The sequence below is a fragment of the Ureibacillus sp. FSL K6-0165 genome, assembly GCF_038004285.1.
Classification (GTDB): Bacteria; Bacillota; Bacilli; order Bacillales_A; family Planococcaceae; genus Ureibacillus; species Ureibacillus thermosphaericus.
In genome coordinates this window covers 2135773-2151944 of record NZ_JBBOQS010000001.1, presented here as the reverse complement: position 1 = coordinate 2151944, position 16172 = coordinate 2135773, and the positions used below count along the sequence as shown (strand labels likewise).

15 protein-coding genes and 1 other annotated feature are annotated in these 16172 nt (G+C 34.3%); of the genes, 10 read left to right on the top strand and 5 right to left on the bottom strand.

What is annotated here, in order from left to right:
* Positions 1–35: 35 nt before the first annotated feature.
* Complete coding sequence (locus tag NST00_RS10690) at positions 36–584, bottom strand: biotin transporter BioY (RefSeq protein WP_016837813.1); 549 nt, start codon at positions 582–584, stop codon at positions 36–38.
* Positions 585–770: 186 nt separating this feature from the next.
* On the opposite strand from NST00_RS10690, the gene NST00_RS10685 reads away from it, so the two are divergent.
* From NST00_RS10685 to NST00_RS10675, 3 genes are all read left to right on the top strand, one after another.
* Positions 771–2003, top strand: coding sequence for a DNA polymerase IV (locus tag NST00_RS10685; protein WP_016837814.1), 1233 nt, complete (start codon positions 771–773; stop codon positions 2001–2003).
* 18 nt (positions 2004–2021) lie between these two features.
* Complete coding sequence (rnz, locus tag NST00_RS10680) at positions 2022–2978, top strand: ribonuclease Z (RefSeq protein WP_168412190.1); 957 nt, start codon at positions 2022–2024, stop codon at positions 2976–2978.
* 72 nt (positions 2979–3050) lie between these two features.
* Entirely contained in the window at positions 3051–3281 is a 231-nt protein-coding gene (locus NST00_RS10675; RefSeq protein ID WP_340709949.1) for an acyl-phosphate glycerol 3-phosphate acyltransferase, read from the top strand.
* Positions 3282–3743: 462 nt separating this feature from the next.
* Here the strand turns inward: NST00_RS10675 and proC are convergent, their stop codons facing one another.
* Positions 3744–4550, bottom strand: coding sequence for a pyrroline-5-carboxylate reductase (gene proC, locus NST00_RS10670; RefSeq protein WP_340703975.1), 807 nt, complete (start codon positions 4548–4550; stop codon positions 3744–3746).
* A 64-nt stretch (positions 4551–4614) separates the two neighbouring features.
* Positions 4615–4825: a binding site (T-box leader), on the bottom strand.
* Positions 4826–4963: 138 nt separating this feature from the next.
* On the opposite strand from proC, the gene NST00_RS10665 reads away from it, so the two are divergent.
* Positions 4964–5902, top strand: coding sequence for an MBL fold metallo-hydrolase (locus tag NST00_RS10665; RefSeq protein WP_340709948.1), 939 nt, complete (start codon positions 4964–4966; stop codon positions 5900–5902).
* Positions 5903–6272: 370 nt separating this feature from the next.
* Here NST00_RS10665 and hmpA read toward each other — a convergent pair whose 3' ends face one another.
* Entirely contained in the window at positions 6273–7430 is a 1158-nt protein-coding gene (gene hmpA, locus NST00_RS10660) for an NO-inducible flavohemoprotein (RefSeq protein ID WP_016837819.1), read from the bottom strand.
* Positions 7431–7634: 204 nt separating this feature from the next.
* Between hmpA and NST00_RS10655 the strand changes: the two genes are divergently transcribed.
* From NST00_RS10655 to NST00_RS10635, 5 genes are all read left to right on the top strand, one after another.
* On the top strand, positions 7635–8078 hold the full coding sequence (locus NST00_RS10655; RefSeq protein WP_016837820.1) for an RrF2 family transcriptional regulator: 444 nt from the start codon (positions 7635–7637) through the stop codon (positions 8076–8078).
* A gap of 103 nt (positions 8079–8181) precedes the next feature.
* Complete coding sequence (locus NST00_RS10650; protein WP_096551039.1) at positions 8182–8934, top strand: SDR family NAD(P)-dependent oxidoreductase; 753 nt, start codon at positions 8182–8184, stop codon at positions 8932–8934.
* A 168-nt stretch (positions 8935–9102) separates the two neighbouring features.
* Positions 9103–10311: an argininosuccinate synthase gene (locus NST00_RS10645; RefSeq protein ID WP_096551041.1), complete on the top strand. Its 1209-nt coding sequence runs from the start codon at positions 9103–9105 to the stop codon at positions 10309–10311.
* A gap of 177 nt (positions 10312–10488) precedes the next feature.
* Entirely contained in the window at positions 10489–11862 is a 1374-nt protein-coding gene (gene argH, locus NST00_RS10640) for an argininosuccinate lyase (protein ID WP_016837823.1), read from the top strand.
* A gap of 226 nt (positions 11863–12088) precedes the next feature.
* The gene (locus NST00_RS10635; protein WP_016837824.1) at positions 12089–12421 is read left to right on the top strand and encodes a YqzG/YhdC family protein; all 333 of its coding nucleotides are present in this window, start codon (positions 12089–12091) and stop codon (positions 12419–12421) included.
* 147 nt (positions 12422–12568) lie between these two features.
* On the opposite strand, the gene NST00_RS10630 is transcribed toward NST00_RS10635, so the two are convergent.
* Complete coding sequence (locus NST00_RS10630) at positions 12569–13834, bottom strand: glutamate-5-semialdehyde dehydrogenase (protein WP_016837825.1); 1266 nt, start codon at positions 13832–13834, stop codon at positions 12569–12571.
* A 29-nt stretch (positions 13835–13863) separates the two neighbouring features.
* A complete protein-coding gene (gene proB, locus NST00_RS10625; RefSeq protein WP_096551045.1) occupies positions 13864–14949 on the bottom strand; it encodes a glutamate 5-kinase in 1086 nt (361 codons plus the stop codon).
* A 429-nt stretch (positions 14950–15378) separates the two neighbouring features.
* On the opposite strand from proB, the gene NST00_RS10620 reads away from it, so the two are divergent.
* A complete protein-coding gene (locus NST00_RS10620) occupies positions 15379–16152 on the top strand; it encodes a metallophosphoesterase (RefSeq protein ID WP_016837827.1) in 774 nt (257 codons plus the stop codon).
* Positions 16153–16172 lie beyond the last annotated feature (20 nt).

Here is a 16172-nt window from a genome sequence, read left to right as displayed (position 1 = left end):
TTTTGAAGGGGTATTTTTAAAAGGTCAAAACCAAATTAAACTAATTTTAATAAATTTGCGTTCAATAAGCGATGTCTAACGAGAATTCCTACCCAAGCAGCAATGACACCTTTCATCATTTCTAACAGTATAAATGGCGCTGCTCCTGCCATGAATGCCGCATACAATGACATATCGGCAACGAATTTTAACCAAATAGTACCAAAGGCAAGCGTGATCATCATTCCCGAAACGTTTGCAATCAAGCCATGGATATAAGTATATCCGAATTTATTTAAATACCATCCCATGAATAAAGCAGTTGGAATAAAGCCAATAATATAGCCACCTGTAGGTCCAACGAGTATTGATAACCCACCAGACATTCCTGTAAATACTGGTAAACCGATAGCGCCTAGTAAACAATAAACAAGTACGCTAAGGGTACCATATTTTAATCCTAATATTGTTACAATAAGCCCGATTGCTAAAGTTTGACCAGTAATTGGAACTAAAGGAAGTGGGATTGTAATTTGAGCTAATACAGCAATGATTGCTGCACCAAAAGCTGTTAATACAAGTCCATAAGTTTTTGTTGAAGTCACCGTCTTCTCCCCTTTGTTAACCTGTTTATATAATTGGTTTACAAAAAGAATAACCAACATTATTACAAAAGTCAATACGAATTTATCTATGAAAATAATAATTTAAAGTGAAATATAAGAAAAAGAGGAATGGAATAGTTTATGATAAAATATTGCAGAAAGGAATATCTTTGGAGGTGAGATAATTTGGCAAGAGTGATTTTTCATGTTGATATGAATAGCTTTTATGCTTCAGTTGAACAAGCCTATCATCCTGAACTGAAAGGAAAACCCATTGCCATCGCTGGCAATCCGAAAGAACGGCGCGGCATTATTGTAACTAGTTCCTATGAAGCGAGAGCAAAGGGGATTTATACGACGATGAATGTAGCTGAAGCATTAAAAACTTGTCCAGAGCTAATCATCTTACCTCCAGATTTTCCAAAATATCGTGAAGCCTCCAAAGCAATATTTACGATTTTAAAAAGTTATACAAATCTTGTTGAACCGGTTTCAATTGATGAAGGATATATGGATGTAACAGAAGTTTCGAAGGAACGGCATCCATTAGAACTCGCAAAAGAGATTCAACTTCGAATTTTCAATGAGTTAGATTTGCCATGTTCCATCGGCATAGCGCCAAATAAATTCTTAGCAAAAACAGCTTCAGACATGAAAAAACCCATGGGCATTACGGTATTAAGAAAAAGAGAAGTACGAGAAAAATTGTGGCCTTTACCCGTATTAAAAATGCATGGGATAGGGGAGAGTACCGCTAAAAAACTCCATACACTCAATATTTATACAATTGGAGACTTAGCAAAAGCCGATGAAAGGTTACTAAAACAAAAATTGGGTAAAAATGGAGTTAGACTAATAAGAAGAGCAAATGGGATTGACACAAGGGAAGTGGATCCAAATGCAATTTATGATACAAAAAGCGTTGGAAATTCCACTACATTACCATATGACATCATCGAAATGAAAGATATCGAAACAACTTTTCTTAAACTATCTGAAAAAGTTGCAGAAAGATTGGAAGCAAAAAATTTATGCGGTTCCACTATTACGATTCAAATTCGGGACTGCCATTGGAAAAATCAATCGAAAAGTAAAACTGTACAAAATCCAATTTATTTAGAAAAAGATATTTTCCGCGAAGCAATGGAATTATTCTCGAAAGCATGGGATGGTACACCAATCCGCCTTCTTGGAGTGACCGTGTCTAACGTAATCGATAAAAAACATTTTGCTGAACAACTGTCCATATTTAATTTTGAACAATTTGCAAAAGAAGAGCCTATTTATGAAATTATTCATTCAATGGAAAAGAAGTTCGGAAAAGGTATTGTACAAAAAGGGATTGATGTCAAGAAAAAAAGTTATGCATCCAAAACAAGTTTTAGCAAAGATTTCTTTGACGATTTAATCGATAAATAGTAGGAATGGAGATTCAACATGGAATTACAGTTTTTAGGTACAGGGGCGGGAATGCCTTCAAAAGAGCGAAACACAAGTTCTCTTGCATTAAAATTATTTGAAGAAAGAGGAACGATTTGGTTGTTTGATTGTGGAGAAGCAACGCAACACCAAATTTTACATACAACTATTAAACCAAGGAAAGTTGAAAAAATTTTTATTACCCATTTACATGGAGATCATATTTTTGGTTTACCAGGTTTTCTTAGTTCCCGTTCCTTTCTAGGAGGAGAGGAAACTTCACCGTTGACCCTTTACGGACCCTGTGGATTAAAAGATTGGGTTATATTCACGTTGCAACTAACAAAAACGCATTTAAACTATCCTTTACATTTTGTAGAAATTCATGAAGGGATAATATTTGAAGATGATCAATTTATTGTGACTGCAAAACAACTTGAGCATGTCATACCATGCTATGGTTTTCGTGTTGAACAAAAACCGCTACCTGGTGAGCTATTAGTTGAAAAGGCATTAAAACTTGGAGTTCCAAAAGGTCCGATGCTTGGAAAATTGAAAAGTGGGGAAGATGTCACATTAGAAGATGGAACGATTGTTTATAGTAAAGACGTAACTGCACCACCCAAAAAAGGCTTTGTTGTGACAGTCTTAGGTGATACGAAATATTGTCATCAATCGATTGAATTAAGCAAAGATGCGGATATCGTGATACATGAAGCGACTTTCGATTATTCTACGAAAAAACTTGCAGCAGATTATGGGCATTCGACGAATGTGGATGCTGCGAATATTGCAAAAGAGGCTGCTGCAAAGTATCTAATTTTAAACCATATCAGCGCAAGATTTTTACCACATGATTTAGATAAGATTATAAAAGAATCAAAAAATATTTTCCCTAACGTATTTGTAGCAAATGATTTTTCTCTTTTTCATTGGAAAAATGGAAGGTTAACAGAAGGAAATGAAGATAAATAATCACCTAAAATTTCAGAAAATAATAGAATGATTGAGGATAATTATTGTATGATGTTGTTGGGAGGGGAGAGTATGAATCAACCAAAAATAAATCCGGGGTTACTGCGTTTATTTGTTGTCTTTCCTAACTTATTAGCTTGGTGCTTAATGATTGGAATCATATTTTTTGTCATTACAAACTTTGAAGAATTAAAAGCAGCTGAGGCTTTATCTTTTTGGATTATTCTATTAGCGATTTTTTTACCTATTACAATGTATACATCTTATTCGATTTTAAAACGTATTAAAAGCGGTGCGTTATAAGAAACTTGGCTATCTAGAAAGAAAAATTCTTTCTTGGTAGCCAAATTTTTTTATGTAGAATTCTGCTCTGTTACTACTCCAAAATTTCGTACTAATCCTTGTCAATAGTCTTAAGTAGCATACTCGCAATTTCATGGTAAAATGCACTTTAGTAGGTGATAAAACCCAAGTTTAAATGTCTAAATTCTTTTTGGAACCTTACATATTTCGAAGTAAATAGTCAAAAATATATATTTCGACAACATAAAATAGCAAAAAAATACATTTCCTAGGAAATAATTGATAAAAGGTTGATATTCTTTAAATATTATAAAATGCTCCGTAATCGGAGCATTTACAATGTTGATAAAGTTTGAATTTTCTTTCAATATTAACTGTAAAGTCAACTAATGGAAACGACGGAGATTTCTTTTCTAGTCAAGGGATTTTTTGATATTTTCCCAAGAAAGAATAGAACAAAAATTACTCACCCCTTGCGAGTTCTCGAGATCTTGCTTCGGCACTTTTAATACAAGCATAAATGGCTTCGTTAAATCGGAAGTTTTCCAATGCTTTTATTCCAGCTTCAGTTGTTCCACCAGGACTTGTCACTTTTCTGCGAAGAACTTCAGGTTCTTCTTTAACTTTTTGAAGCATCATTGCTGAACCAGCAATCGTTTGAACCATTAATTTTCTAACCGTTTCTTTTGATAAGCCAAATTCTACTCCAATTTTTTCCCACGCTTCTAGTAAATAATATAGATAAGCAGGGCCACTTCCCGAAAGAGCCGTGATAGCATGAAGTTTATCTTCTTCCACTTCAATGACAATGCCAATTGCTTCTAACAATTGTAGATAAATAGACTTTTGTGAATCTGTTACATATTCATTAAATGCAATCCCACTGGCTGCCATACCGATTGCTGCTGAAGTATTGGGCATGACCCTTGCAATTGGTCGAACCCCTAGAGCTTTCTCAATTGTTTCAATTGCAATTCCAGCAAGAACAGAAAGGATTGCAGTATTTTCGGAAAGATAAGGAGCAATCGATTCAAAAGCAACTTTTGCATCTTTGGGCTTCATCGCTAAAATAACTAAATCGGCATCTTTAATTTCTTCTAATTGTTCAATAATGTGAACTCCATATATATTTTTTAATTCGTGTAATCTTTCAACGTTAGAACGATTTTTTACATAAATTTGGTTAGCAGGAACAACTTCATTTTTGATCCACCCATGAATTAATGCTTCTGCCATTGATCCTGCACCCATAAATACAATTTTTTGCATTCCTTTTCCCTCCGATATATTTTATCCATAATGAACAATAAAAAATGCGTTTTCATCCTTCATTAAAAAGGACGAAAACGCATGTTTCCGCGGTACCACCTTCGTTTGCTAAAAATAGCACACCTCTAGCCCTTATTATCGCTAAGGGAAACGGTCATGTTTTCATGACTGCTCAGAAGTAGGTTCAATGAATTGAGAGGACTATGCTACTCTCACCAAATGCAGCACTCTCTGAAGTCATCAATTCATTTACTTGGCTTCATCATCGCAATACTTTGTTCAATTATTACAGAAATTATATGCATTTCGATAAAATATGTCAACTAAGTGACGTGGACTAATTAAAAAAAAAGAAGTAAAATAAAATGAATAAGTATTCATTCAGAGAGATAGAGAAACAAGGGGGAACAGACATGGAAATAACAAAAATTATCATACCTACTCCCTATGATGTTGGAGATGTCAATGCTTTTTTAGTTAAAGGTGAGGCGCTTTCTATTTTTGATGTTGGTACGAAAACACCAACTGCGTACGAAGCACTCGTTCATGGAATAAAAAATGCAGGATATCAATTAAGTGATATTGAACAAGTGATTTTGACTCACCACCATCCTGATCATGCTGGATGGATTGAGGCTTTTCCAAATGCGAGAATACTAGGGCATGAATATATCGATTATTGGATAAATAAAGAGGAATTATTATCATATCGCGATGACTTTTATGAATTGTATTTAAAAAAGCAAGCAGTTCCAGAAGAATTTATTCAAAAAATTATTCAAATCCGAAGAAGAATGGATTTATATGGGAACACGCCATTAACTCAATTTATAAAAGATCGAGATGAAATACCAGGACATCCAGGTTTAATTGCTTATTATACTCCTGGCCATGCTCAAAGCCATTTTATTTTTTATAATCAAAAATCACAAGAAGTCATAGGTGGGGATTTGTTATTAGAGAAAATCGCATCCAACCCACTTATTGAACCACCGGTGGATTTATCTTTTGATAGACCAAAATCACTTATTCAGTATCATGAATCATTAAAATTTTTAACTTCTTTAGATATAACTAAATTATATTCCGGTCACGGTAATGACATTGTTGATGTTAAAGAATTAGTCGATGTGAGAATCCAAAAAGACTTGCTTCGAACAAATCAAGTTTATGAAATTTTACATGAACCAAAAACTGTTTATGAAGTAACGAAAGAATTATACCCAAATGCTAACGATTATCAACTTGGGCTAACTTTATCAAAGACGCAAGGTTATTTAGATCTTTTAGTTAAAAATGAGCGTATTCGATGTGAGCAAGTAGGAGAATATGAGTTGTATTCAAGGCTATAACAAAAGATGTTGCATGAAAAATTGTTATTCAGACCTAGAATAATGATAAGATTACTAGGGTTAAATCATATTTATTATTCTATAAAGTAGTTGAAGTTAACATGATTGGTTTTACATACTAGTCGATTCTTAAATGAATACTGAAAAGGTTAGTAAACAAGAAATATGATGTGATATGGAAGGGGCCGTTTGAAAAGTCATTTTCAAACGGTCTCTTTATGGCAAGTATATTTGTACTCACAGAAGCAAAGATTGAAAAATATTTTAATAAAAACAAATGAGGGTGTCAGAACGTTTTCAACTTTCTAGACACCCACGAATTTATTCTTTGAGATGAATTCGGTTTGATTTGGTGGAAAATGATTTAATATTAAGCTTTGAATGAAAGCCCTGGTCCGAAGAATTCAAAGTGAATACGATCTTCAGAAACACCAAGTTCTCTTACGTATGAAATTACAGTTTCCATAAATGCTTCAGGACCACATATATATACTTCTGTATTTTCTTGAATGTATTTTGATAAATCTTCTTTTGTAATGTATCCTTCTGTATCAGAATATTTCACAAAGTACGAACCTTTTAATTCATTAATTTTCTTTTGAATTTGGTCTTGGAACACAGCTAATTTTTCATTACGAACAGATTGTATAAATGTTACGTTACGGCCAAACTCCATTGAATCAAGCATTGCATAAAGTGGAGTGACGCCAATTCCACCACCTATAAATAATACAGGGTTATCGTTTTGTTGTAGAGTAAATAAACCTGCAGGTGCACTGATTTGTATTGTGCTTCCTTCTTCAACATAATCATGTAAGTAATTTGATACAACACCCTTTGGATTATTTTCCGCTTCTCGTTTTACTGAAATACGATAAACATTTCCATTCGGTGCTTGTGATACAGTGTAATGGCGTAGAGCCGTATACTCTTCTTCAGGTGCTTTTACTTTTACTGTAATATATTGACCTGGTTGATAAGGTGGAAGCGCTTTCCCATCTTCCGGCTCTAAATAGAAGGAAGCAACAAGTTCATTTTCTTGTTCTTTCCTTACTACCTTAAAAGGTTTAAATAAACGCCATCCTCCATTAGCCTCAGCTTGTTGATAAAGCTCTTCTTCCACTTGAATGAAAACATCTGCAATAACACCGTAAGCATCTGCCCAAGCCTCAATAATCTCATCCGTTGCTGCATCACCTAATACTTCTTTAATTGCTGCTAGTAAATTTTCACCTACAATTGGATAGTGTTCGGGCAAGATACCAAGTGCTCTATGTTTATGAGCTATTAAATGCACAACCGGTAAAATGGATTCTAAATTATCAATGTTAGCGGCTGCTGCATACACAGATGCTGCAAGGGCTTGTGGTTGTCTTCCTTCTCTTTGGTTCGATTGGTTAAATACATTTTTTAATTCAGGATGGTTTGTAAACATTCTTTTATAGAAATGCTTCGTGATATCCACCCCATGCTTTTCAAGAACTGGTACTGTTGATTTAACGATGTCGATTGTTTTTTGTGATAACATATTTTCACGTCCTTTCAAGAAACACTATAAACATTAAAAAAAAAATAAGCAATATTTCAGATACATCTTTAACATTTTTGCCACAATTGATGTATATAAAATACATCTTTAAAAACGAATTTTTTTTCTTTTAAACAACTTAATTTATTGAAAAATGGTATAATGTTATGCGAATTATAAAAGGAAAAAGCGTGGTGTATAATTTTGCGGTTAACTTTATATACTGATTATTCCTTAAGGGTTTTAATATATTTAGGTCTAAAAGGGAATGACCAACTATCCACCATTCAAGAGATAGCGGATAGTTATAATATTTCAAAAAATCATCTAATGAAAGTGACTTATGATTTAGGCCAATTAGGTTTAATCGAAACAATTCGCGGTCGGGGTGGAGGAATTCGCTTAAAAGTTGCTCCGAAAGATATTAATATCGGAAAACTTGTAAGACATACAGAAGAAGATTTTCATATAGTTGATTGTTTTAATCGTGAGAATCCTCTTTGTATCATCTCTCCTTCTTGCCAATTAAAACATGTTCTGTATGAAGCCTTGCAAGCTTTTTTAAATGTGTTGGATCGATACACATTAGCAGATTTTCTACATTCGAAAGAAGAATTATCAAATTTACTTCAAATGAAGCTTGATTAATAGGGATTGTCCATTATTGGATATCCCTTTTTGTTTTGCTATTAATCATGAATAGAATACCATCATAAAAAAATTGAACAAATAAGAAAGGAATATACCGATTATGAAGAATAAAAAAATTTTTATTACTGGTGCAACAAGTGGATTAGGGAAAATGATTGCAGAATTATGCTTGAAGAGGGGACACGAAGTATATGCAACAGGCAGAAATGAGGAAGCGCTTAATCATCTTTTAAAACTTGGTGCAAAAGTGATAAAAGGGGATTTAAGCAATAAAGAAGATATTCATCGAATATGCAGCGAACTTCCTGATATCGATGTCGCCATTATCAATGCAGGGGTTGGATTTTTTGAATATGCTTTTAAACTTTCAGAAAAAGAAATTGATGCGATGATAGACATTAATGTTAGAGCTCCAATGTATTTGGTGAAAAATTTATCACCGAAAATGATAAAAAAACGCTCTGGTCACTTTATATTTATTGGTTCTCAAGCTGGGAAAGTAGCAACAAAAAAGGCGAGTATTTATGCAGCAACGAAACACGCAATTACGGGATTTGCAAACGGGTTAAGAATGGAATTAGAACCACACAATGTACAAGTATCGGCTGTTTATCCGGGACCTATTGATACTCCATTTTTAGATAAAGCTTCCTCATCATCAGCTTCATATAGAAATTCTCTAAAAGGGGTATTATTGAGTCCTGAAAAAGTAGCCAAAGAAGTTATAAAATTAATTGATCGGCCATCAAGAGAAATCAATTTGCCTCGAATATTAATTATTACAAGTAAGCTATATGCAGTCGCCCCTAGAATTGTTGAAACATTAGGTAAGAAATTCTTTACAAAAAAATAATTTTAAATCTTGCAAAAATTTAAATTTTATACAATTATATTAAGTAATAAAATGTTCTACAAACTTATAAAAATTCACTTGTATTTGAAATTATAATCTGATAACATTCATGTATAAAGTTTTATAAAATTGTATAAAAATACATTCATTATCAAAGGAGTATTTGATATGGCAAATAAAAAAGTAGTTTTAGCTTATTCAGGTGGACTTGATACATCAGTGGCGATTCCTTGGTTAAAAGAACAAGGTTACGACGTCGTAGCTGTTTGTTTAGATGTGGGTGAAGGGAAAGATTTAGAATTTATACAAAAGAAAGCTCTTCAAGTTGGGGCTGTTGAATCATATATTATTGACGCAAAAGATGAATTTGCAGAGGAGTATGCGCTTGTTTCGCTACAAGCACATACTTGGTATGAGCAAAAATATCCATTAGTCTCTGCTTTATCTCGTCCATTAATTGCGAAAAAATTAGTAGAGATTGCAAACAAAACAAACGCGGATGCGGTGGCTCACGGCTGTACGGGTAAAGGAAACGACCAAGTTCGTTTTGAAGTATCTATTAAAGCATTAAATCCGAATTTGGAAGTGTTGGCGCCGGTGCGTGAATGGGCTTGGAGCCGTGATGAAGAAATCGAATATGCAATAAAACATAACGTACCAGTACCTGCAACAATTGATTCGCCATTCTCCATTGACCAAAACCTTTGGGGACGTGCAAATGAAGCAGGAGTTATGGAAGATCCTTGGGTAGCTCCTCCAGAAGAAGCATATGGTTTAACTGTATCAATTGAAAATGCGCCAGATACACCAGAATATGTAGAAATTGAATTTGTTGAAGGTAAACCGGTAGCATTAAATGGCCAAGAAATGAAATTGGCAGATTTAATTCTAGAGTTAAATAAAATCGCTGGCCGACATGGTGTTGGACGCATTGATCATGTTGAAAACCGTTTAGTTGGTATTAAATCGCGTGAAGTGTATGAGATTCCAGGTGCAAAAGTTCTTTTAACAGCTCATAAAGAATTAGAAGATATCACATTAGTAAAAGAATTAGCACACTTTAAACCAATCATTGAACAAAAACTTTCTGAAGTGATTTATGATGGTTTATGGTTTAACCCAATTCGTGAAGCACTTTGTGCCTTTATTAAAGAAACGCAAAAATATGTAAATGGTACAGTTCGCGTTAAATTATTTAAAGGTCATGCAATTGTTGAGGGACGCAAATCTCCAAATTCTTTATACAGTGAAAAATTAGCTACTTACTCTAAAGACGATGCATTTAATCATGCATCAGCAGTTGGATTCATCGAACTTTGGGGTCTTCCAACTGTTGTCGCTTCACAAGTGAACAATAAAGAAGTAAACAGTAAATAATTATGTTGAGTGCGAAGAGGTCTAGGTATGATTATTTTAAGACAGGATTAGAGAAGAAGAGGCTTGTTCTTAAAATAAGTGCTTGAGAATGGTGGTTTCTCAAGCATACCAAGACTACTTCGCTATTCTTTTTCACATGAATTGTAACATTATTTTTAGTAAGGATAGGTGGAACAAATGACAAAACTTTGGGGAGGCCGTTTCCAAAAATCAGCAGAAAGCTGGGTTGATGAATTTGGAGCGTCCATTGGTTTCGATCAGCAATTAGTGATGGAAGATATTGAAGGAAGTCTTGCTCATGTAACAATGCTCGGTGTACAAGGTATTTTACCGGAAGAAGATGTGGAAAAAATTAAATGGGGACTAAATGAATTAAAAAAGCGTGCTGAAAATGGCGAGCTTGAATATAAAATTGAAAATGAAGATATCCATTTAAACATTGAAAAAATGTTGATTGATTTAATTGGTCCTGTTGGCGGGAAATTGCATACTGGCCGAAGCCGCAACGACCAGGTTGCGACAGACGTTCACTTATTTTTAAAGAAACGAGTAAAAGAAGTAATCGAATTAATTGAAACTTTCCAAAAAACAATTTTACAAAAAGCAGAGCAGCATATCGATACAATTGCTCCTGGTTATACGCATATGCAAAGAGCACAACCAATTAGTTTCGCCCATCATTTAATGGCGTATTTTTGGATGTTAGAGCGTGATAAAGAACGATTTAAAGAATCAATGAAGCGTATCGATATTTCACCTTTAGGGGCAGGTGCAATGGCTGGCACAACATTTCCAATTAATCGTCAATTGACTGCAGATTTGTTAGGTTTTAGTAGAATTTATGAAAATTCAATGGATGCGGTAAGTGATCGGGACTTCATTGTAGAATTTTTATCGAATTCATCTATACTGATGACTCATCTTTCCCGTTTTGCAGAAGAAATCATTATATGGTCTACTGATGAATTTAAATTTATCGAATTAGATGATTCCTTTTCTACTGGATCATCCATCATGCCACAGAAGAAAAATCCAGATATGGCAGAATTAATCCGTGGAAAAACGGGTCGTGTATATGGGAATTTAATCGGTTTACTTACGGTGTTAAAGGGAACACCATTAACATATAACAAAGATATGCAAGAAGATAAAGAAGGAATGTTCGATACTCTTCAAACAATTTTAGGATCATTAAAGATCTTTGAAGGAATGGTTCGAACAATGACTGTTAATACGGAACGATTGCACAAAGCGGTACATAGCGATTTTTCAAATGCCACAGAACTTGCAGACTATCTCGCTACAAAAGGAATGCCGTTCCGTAAAGCACATGAAGTGACTGGAAAGTTAGTTTTTACTTGTATTCAAAAAGGTATTTTCTTACAAGACTTGTCCATAGATGAGATGAAGGCGGAAAGTGAACTGATTGAAGAAGATGTTTATGAAGTACTTAAACCTGAAGCGGCTGTTTCTCGTCGTCTCTCTCAAGGTGGGACAGGTTTTGAACAAGTTCGAGTGCAAATCGAAAAAGCAAAAGCATGTTTAAATTAATTTGTTTGGGAGTGTATAGAAAGGTCGAAAATTTTCTATACACTCTCACTATTTATGATCATAATTTCTTATAAATTTGCTCCTGGGATAATCGAAACAACTTTCTATTATCAGCACCGTAAATGGGAGTCTCAATACGATTTTTCAGTGGACTCTTTTTTATGTCATTGTGTTAATGAATAGCCTCCTCAAAATAGAAAACAATAAGGAAAAGGAGGTTACCACATTGAGAATCGTCATTTCTCTTGTCTTAATTGCTTCAACAATCTTTGTTGCCAACATAATGTCCGATTCTCCCGATAGCAATGCCCAACAAACTGCACCTGCTTATGCAAAATGGGGAAGAATCGCTATGGAGAAGGTAAAAGAGAAATATGCACAAGCAAATATTATTGATTATCTCCATATCGGAAGAGAAATTGGAGATCAGACTACTACGGAAAAATTTAAACTTTGGTTAAGAGAAGGCAATCGTGAATTTGGCGTCTATGTTGATATTATTTTCGATAATGAAACGGAAGAGGTCATCGATATTCTCTATAGGGAAACAGATCGTTAAGAATTGGTGCAAAATTCTTCTATAGAATTGGACAAGTCTCCTTGTTATGTTGTTGAATCTGTTGAAAAGAACTTATATATGTCAAAATTGATAAAATAACCTATCAACACTTCATTGTATTGATAGGTTATTTTTATGATGGACTATTTATCCTCTAATTTGACCATTTCCACGTATATAATATTTCGTTGATGTTAAAGCTGGTAATCCCATTGGACCTCTTGCGTGAAGTTTTTGTGTACTAATTCCGATTTCTGCACCGTACCCAAATTCAAATCCATCTGTAAAGCGTGTGGAAGCATTTACATAGACGCTTGTTGCATCAACGCGGTTTAAGAATATTTCAGCACTTTTCTCATCATTTGTGATAATTGCTTCCGAATGTTTCGTACCATAATAATTGATATGATCTATTGCTTCATCAACATTATTCACAATCTTCACACTAATCGTTAAACTTAAATATTCCGTTGCATAATCTTCGTCTGATGCTAGTGTAGCATGTGGTAACACATCGCATACTTTTTCGTCCCCAATAATTTCAACCCCAGCATTTTCTAAGTTTGTTAATAATTTTTTTCCGTGCAGTTTAAACCAATCTTTGTGAATTAATAAGCTTTCTGCTGCATTGCAAACAGAAGGTCTTTGTGTTTTCGCATTGATAATGACTTTTTCAGCAATTTCATAGTCTGCTGATTGATCGACATAGATGTGACAATTTCCAGCTCCTGTCTCAAGCACTGGGACAGAGGCTTCTTTTACAACTAAATCAATTAATTTTTTACCGCCGCGAGGAATTAATACATCAATATATTCTTTTAAATGGAATAATTCAGAAGCTGTTTCATGTCGTGTATCTTCAATCAACTGAACCGCATCAATCGGCAATGCGGATTTTTCTAACGCACGGTGTATACATGAAACAAGAGCTATATTGGAATGTTTAGCGGATGAGCTTCCACGCAACATAACAGCGTTTCCAGTTTTTAAACATAATGTAGCTGCATCAACTGTAACATTTGGACGGGCTTCGTAAATCATGCATACAACTCCAAGCGGCACTCGTCTTTTTTCAATTTTTAATCCATTTTCTTTTGTAAAACTTTCTAACACTTCACCGATTGGATCTGGTAAGGAAATTAATTGAAATATAGCTTCACACATTGCTTGAATGCGTTGTTCATTTAACATGATTCGATCTAGTACTGCATCGGTTAAACCATTTTCTTTTCCGCTTACTAAATCTTTTTTATTTGCTTCAAGAATGGCATCTTTCTCAATAAGCAGCTGTTCCGCAATTTTTGCTAATGCGTCATTTTTTTCTTCTGTTGTTTTTACATTCATTAAATAACTTGCAAATTTCGCTAATTTACCTTTTGTTTTAACTTCGCTACCTACCATAAATTGTGTCATGAAAATACCTCCTTCATTCTAGAAAAATATTATAATTTTACCCATTTATCTCGATGAATGACTTCAATATATCCTGAGTGAAGTTCTTCGGTTTTTTTACCACAAGCAAAAGCCAATTCTTTGCTGGAATAAAGCACTTCTCCTCGACCTAACAGACCTGATTCTCCATAGACTTCCACAACATCACCGCGGTCAAATTCACCTTCAACTCGAAAAATCCCTGCAGGCAATAAACTTTTTCCTCTTAATAACAATGCTTCTTCAGCACCTTTATCGATGAATAATTTTCCTTTTGTTTCTGTAAAAGAAATCCATTGTTTTTGGTTAGGTAGTATAGCTAGATGTTCACGATCAATATACGTTCCATCACCATGACCATTTAAAATATCGAGCAATTTATTTGGTCCACTTCCTTTTCCAATAAATACTTTGACACCAGCTTTTAAAGCGGTGCGAGCAGCTAGCAATTTGGATTGCATGCCTCCCGTTCCCACTTTGGAGCCAGCACCTTTTGCTAGTTGAAGCATGTCATCCGTAATTTCAGTTAGATGACGAATCCGTTTAGCTTTTGGATTTTTTAAAGGATTATCGTCATAGAAACCGTTAATATCCGTCAAAATAATGAGTTGATCTGCATGTACTAACCCGCTTACTAGGGCAGAAAGCATATCATTGTCGCCAAAAGTAAGTTCTGTCACTGAAACAGTGTCATTTTCATTTACGATAGGCAAAATAGAACGTTCTAACAACTCACTAAAAGTTGCAAAAGCATTTTTATAACGCTCTTTATTTGAAAAATCGGTACGTGTTAGAAGCACTTGGGCTGTTGTGATTCCGTATTTTGCAAATTGATCTGCATAAAGTTGAATAAGTAAACTTTGACCAACAGCTGCAGCTGCTTGTTTTCCTTTTAAAGTGACTGGTCGAGTAGGGTAACCTAGTTTTCGAAATCCTGCCGCCACCGCACCAGAAGAAACAAGAAGAACTTCATGGCCTTCTTTGACAACTTGATAGATTGAGTCAACGTGATCTTTCATTTTAACATAGTCAATTTCACCCTTTGAATTTGTAAGCGAACTTGAACCTATTTTAACGACAATTCTTTTCTTCTCCATCAACAACCATCCTTAAAAACTTTCTACTAAAATAAAAAAACCTTTTTCGCCCTTATTTTTAGGGCGAAAAAGGAGTTTCCGCGGTACCACCTAAATTGGATTATGCCAACATAATCCCACTTTACCTCAAATAACGCTTTGAGCATGCGTCTAGTTTTAGCTAGAAGCTAGCGAAGCAGGTTCAGCAGCTCTTATTTGTACGATGTCTTTCAGCCTATGGACATCGCTCTCTTTCCAACAGTGTGCAGCTTACTAATCTTCGTTAAGCTGATTGCTATATAAACATTTAGTGGTATATTTGTTAATTAATATGCATGAAATTTTAAAAAGTGTCAACAATTAAAAAATTTCTAACGAATAAAGTGTTTTATTCATTAAATAATATACAATAATTTATAAAAATTTAAAAAATAAAGGGGCAAACTATCAATGTATATTGAAGTAGGAAATGGAGTAGACATCATAGGAGATATCCATGCATGTTTTGATGAATGGATTCAAATGTTGCATCAATTAGGTTACGAAAAAAATGAACAAGGATTATACGCTCATCCAAAAGGGAGAAAAATTATTTCTCTTGGAGATATCATGAGTAGGGGACCAAAATCGATTGATACGATGAAATTTTTTTTAAAACATTACAATGTAAACACGTATATGATTGATAGTAATCACGGTTGGAAAATTGCCCGTTGGCTAGATGGAAGAAAAGTGCAGTTAAAACATGGTGATGAAAAAGTAGAAGAAGAATTTAATCAATATGAAAAAATACATGGTATAGAAAAAACAAAAAAGTTAAAAAATCAATTCAAAGACTTACTAATGAACGTACCTTCACATTATATCTTAACAGATCAAGGGCATCCAAAAGTCGTTTGTGTGCATGCAGGTATACGAGAAGAATTTATCGGTAAAGAATCCAATAGAATCAAAAATTTTTGCCGCTATGGCGATGTTGCTGGCATGGACGAACAAGGGAAACCAATACGTCGTGAGTGGTATAAGCAATATAAAGGTTCATTGCTTGTTATTTGGGGCCATGAGCCAAAACCAGAGCCGCTAATTATGAATAATACAATTAATATTGATCAAGGAGTTGTTTTTGGAGGGAAGTTAACGGCTTATCGGTATCCTGAAAAAGAATTTGTATTTGTTCAGGCTAAAAGAGACTATTCAGGTGCAAAAGAGAATCCTTTAAAATAAAGAAAAATAATACCCATCAA

Coding starts and splice junctions, on each gene's coding strand:
- rnz (WP_168412190.1), top strand. CDS start 2,022: ATGGAATTACAGTTTTTAGGTACAGGGGCGGGAATGCCTTCAAAAGAG.
- NST00_RS10675 (WP_340709949.1), top strand. CDS start 3,051: ATGAATCAACCAAAAATAAATCCGGGGTTACTGCGTTTATTTGTTGTC.
- proC (WP_340703975.1), bottom strand. CDS start 4,550: ATGCAAAAAATTGTATTTATGGGTGCAGGATCAATGGCAGAAGCATTA.
- NST00_RS10665 (WP_340709948.1), top strand. CDS start 4,964: ATGGAAATAACAAAAATTATCATACCTACTCCCTATGATGTTGGAGAT.
- hmpA (WP_016837819.1), bottom strand. CDS start 7,430: ATGTTATCACAAAAAACAATCGACATCGTTAAATCAACAGTACCAGTT.
- NST00_RS10650 (WP_096551039.1), top strand. CDS start 8,182: ATGAAGAATAAAAAAATTTTTATTACTGGTGCAACAAGTGGATTAGGG.
- NST00_RS10645 (WP_096551041.1), top strand. CDS start 9,103: ATGGCAAATAAAAAAGTAGTTTTAGCTTATTCAGGTGGACTTGATACA.
- argH (WP_016837823.1), top strand. CDS start 10,489: ATGACAAAACTTTGGGGAGGCCGTTTCCAAAAATCAGCAGAAAGCTGG.
- NST00_RS10630 (WP_016837825.1), bottom strand. CDS start 13,834: ATGACACAATTTATGGTAGGTAGCGAAGTTAAAACAAAAGGTAAATTA.
- proB (WP_096551045.1), bottom strand. CDS start 14,949: ATGGAGAAGAAAAGAATTGTCGTTAAAATAGGTTCAAGTTCGCTTACA.
- NST00_RS10620 (WP_016837827.1), top strand. CDS start 15,379: ATGTATATTGAAGTAGGAAATGGAGTAGACATCATAGGAGATATCCAT.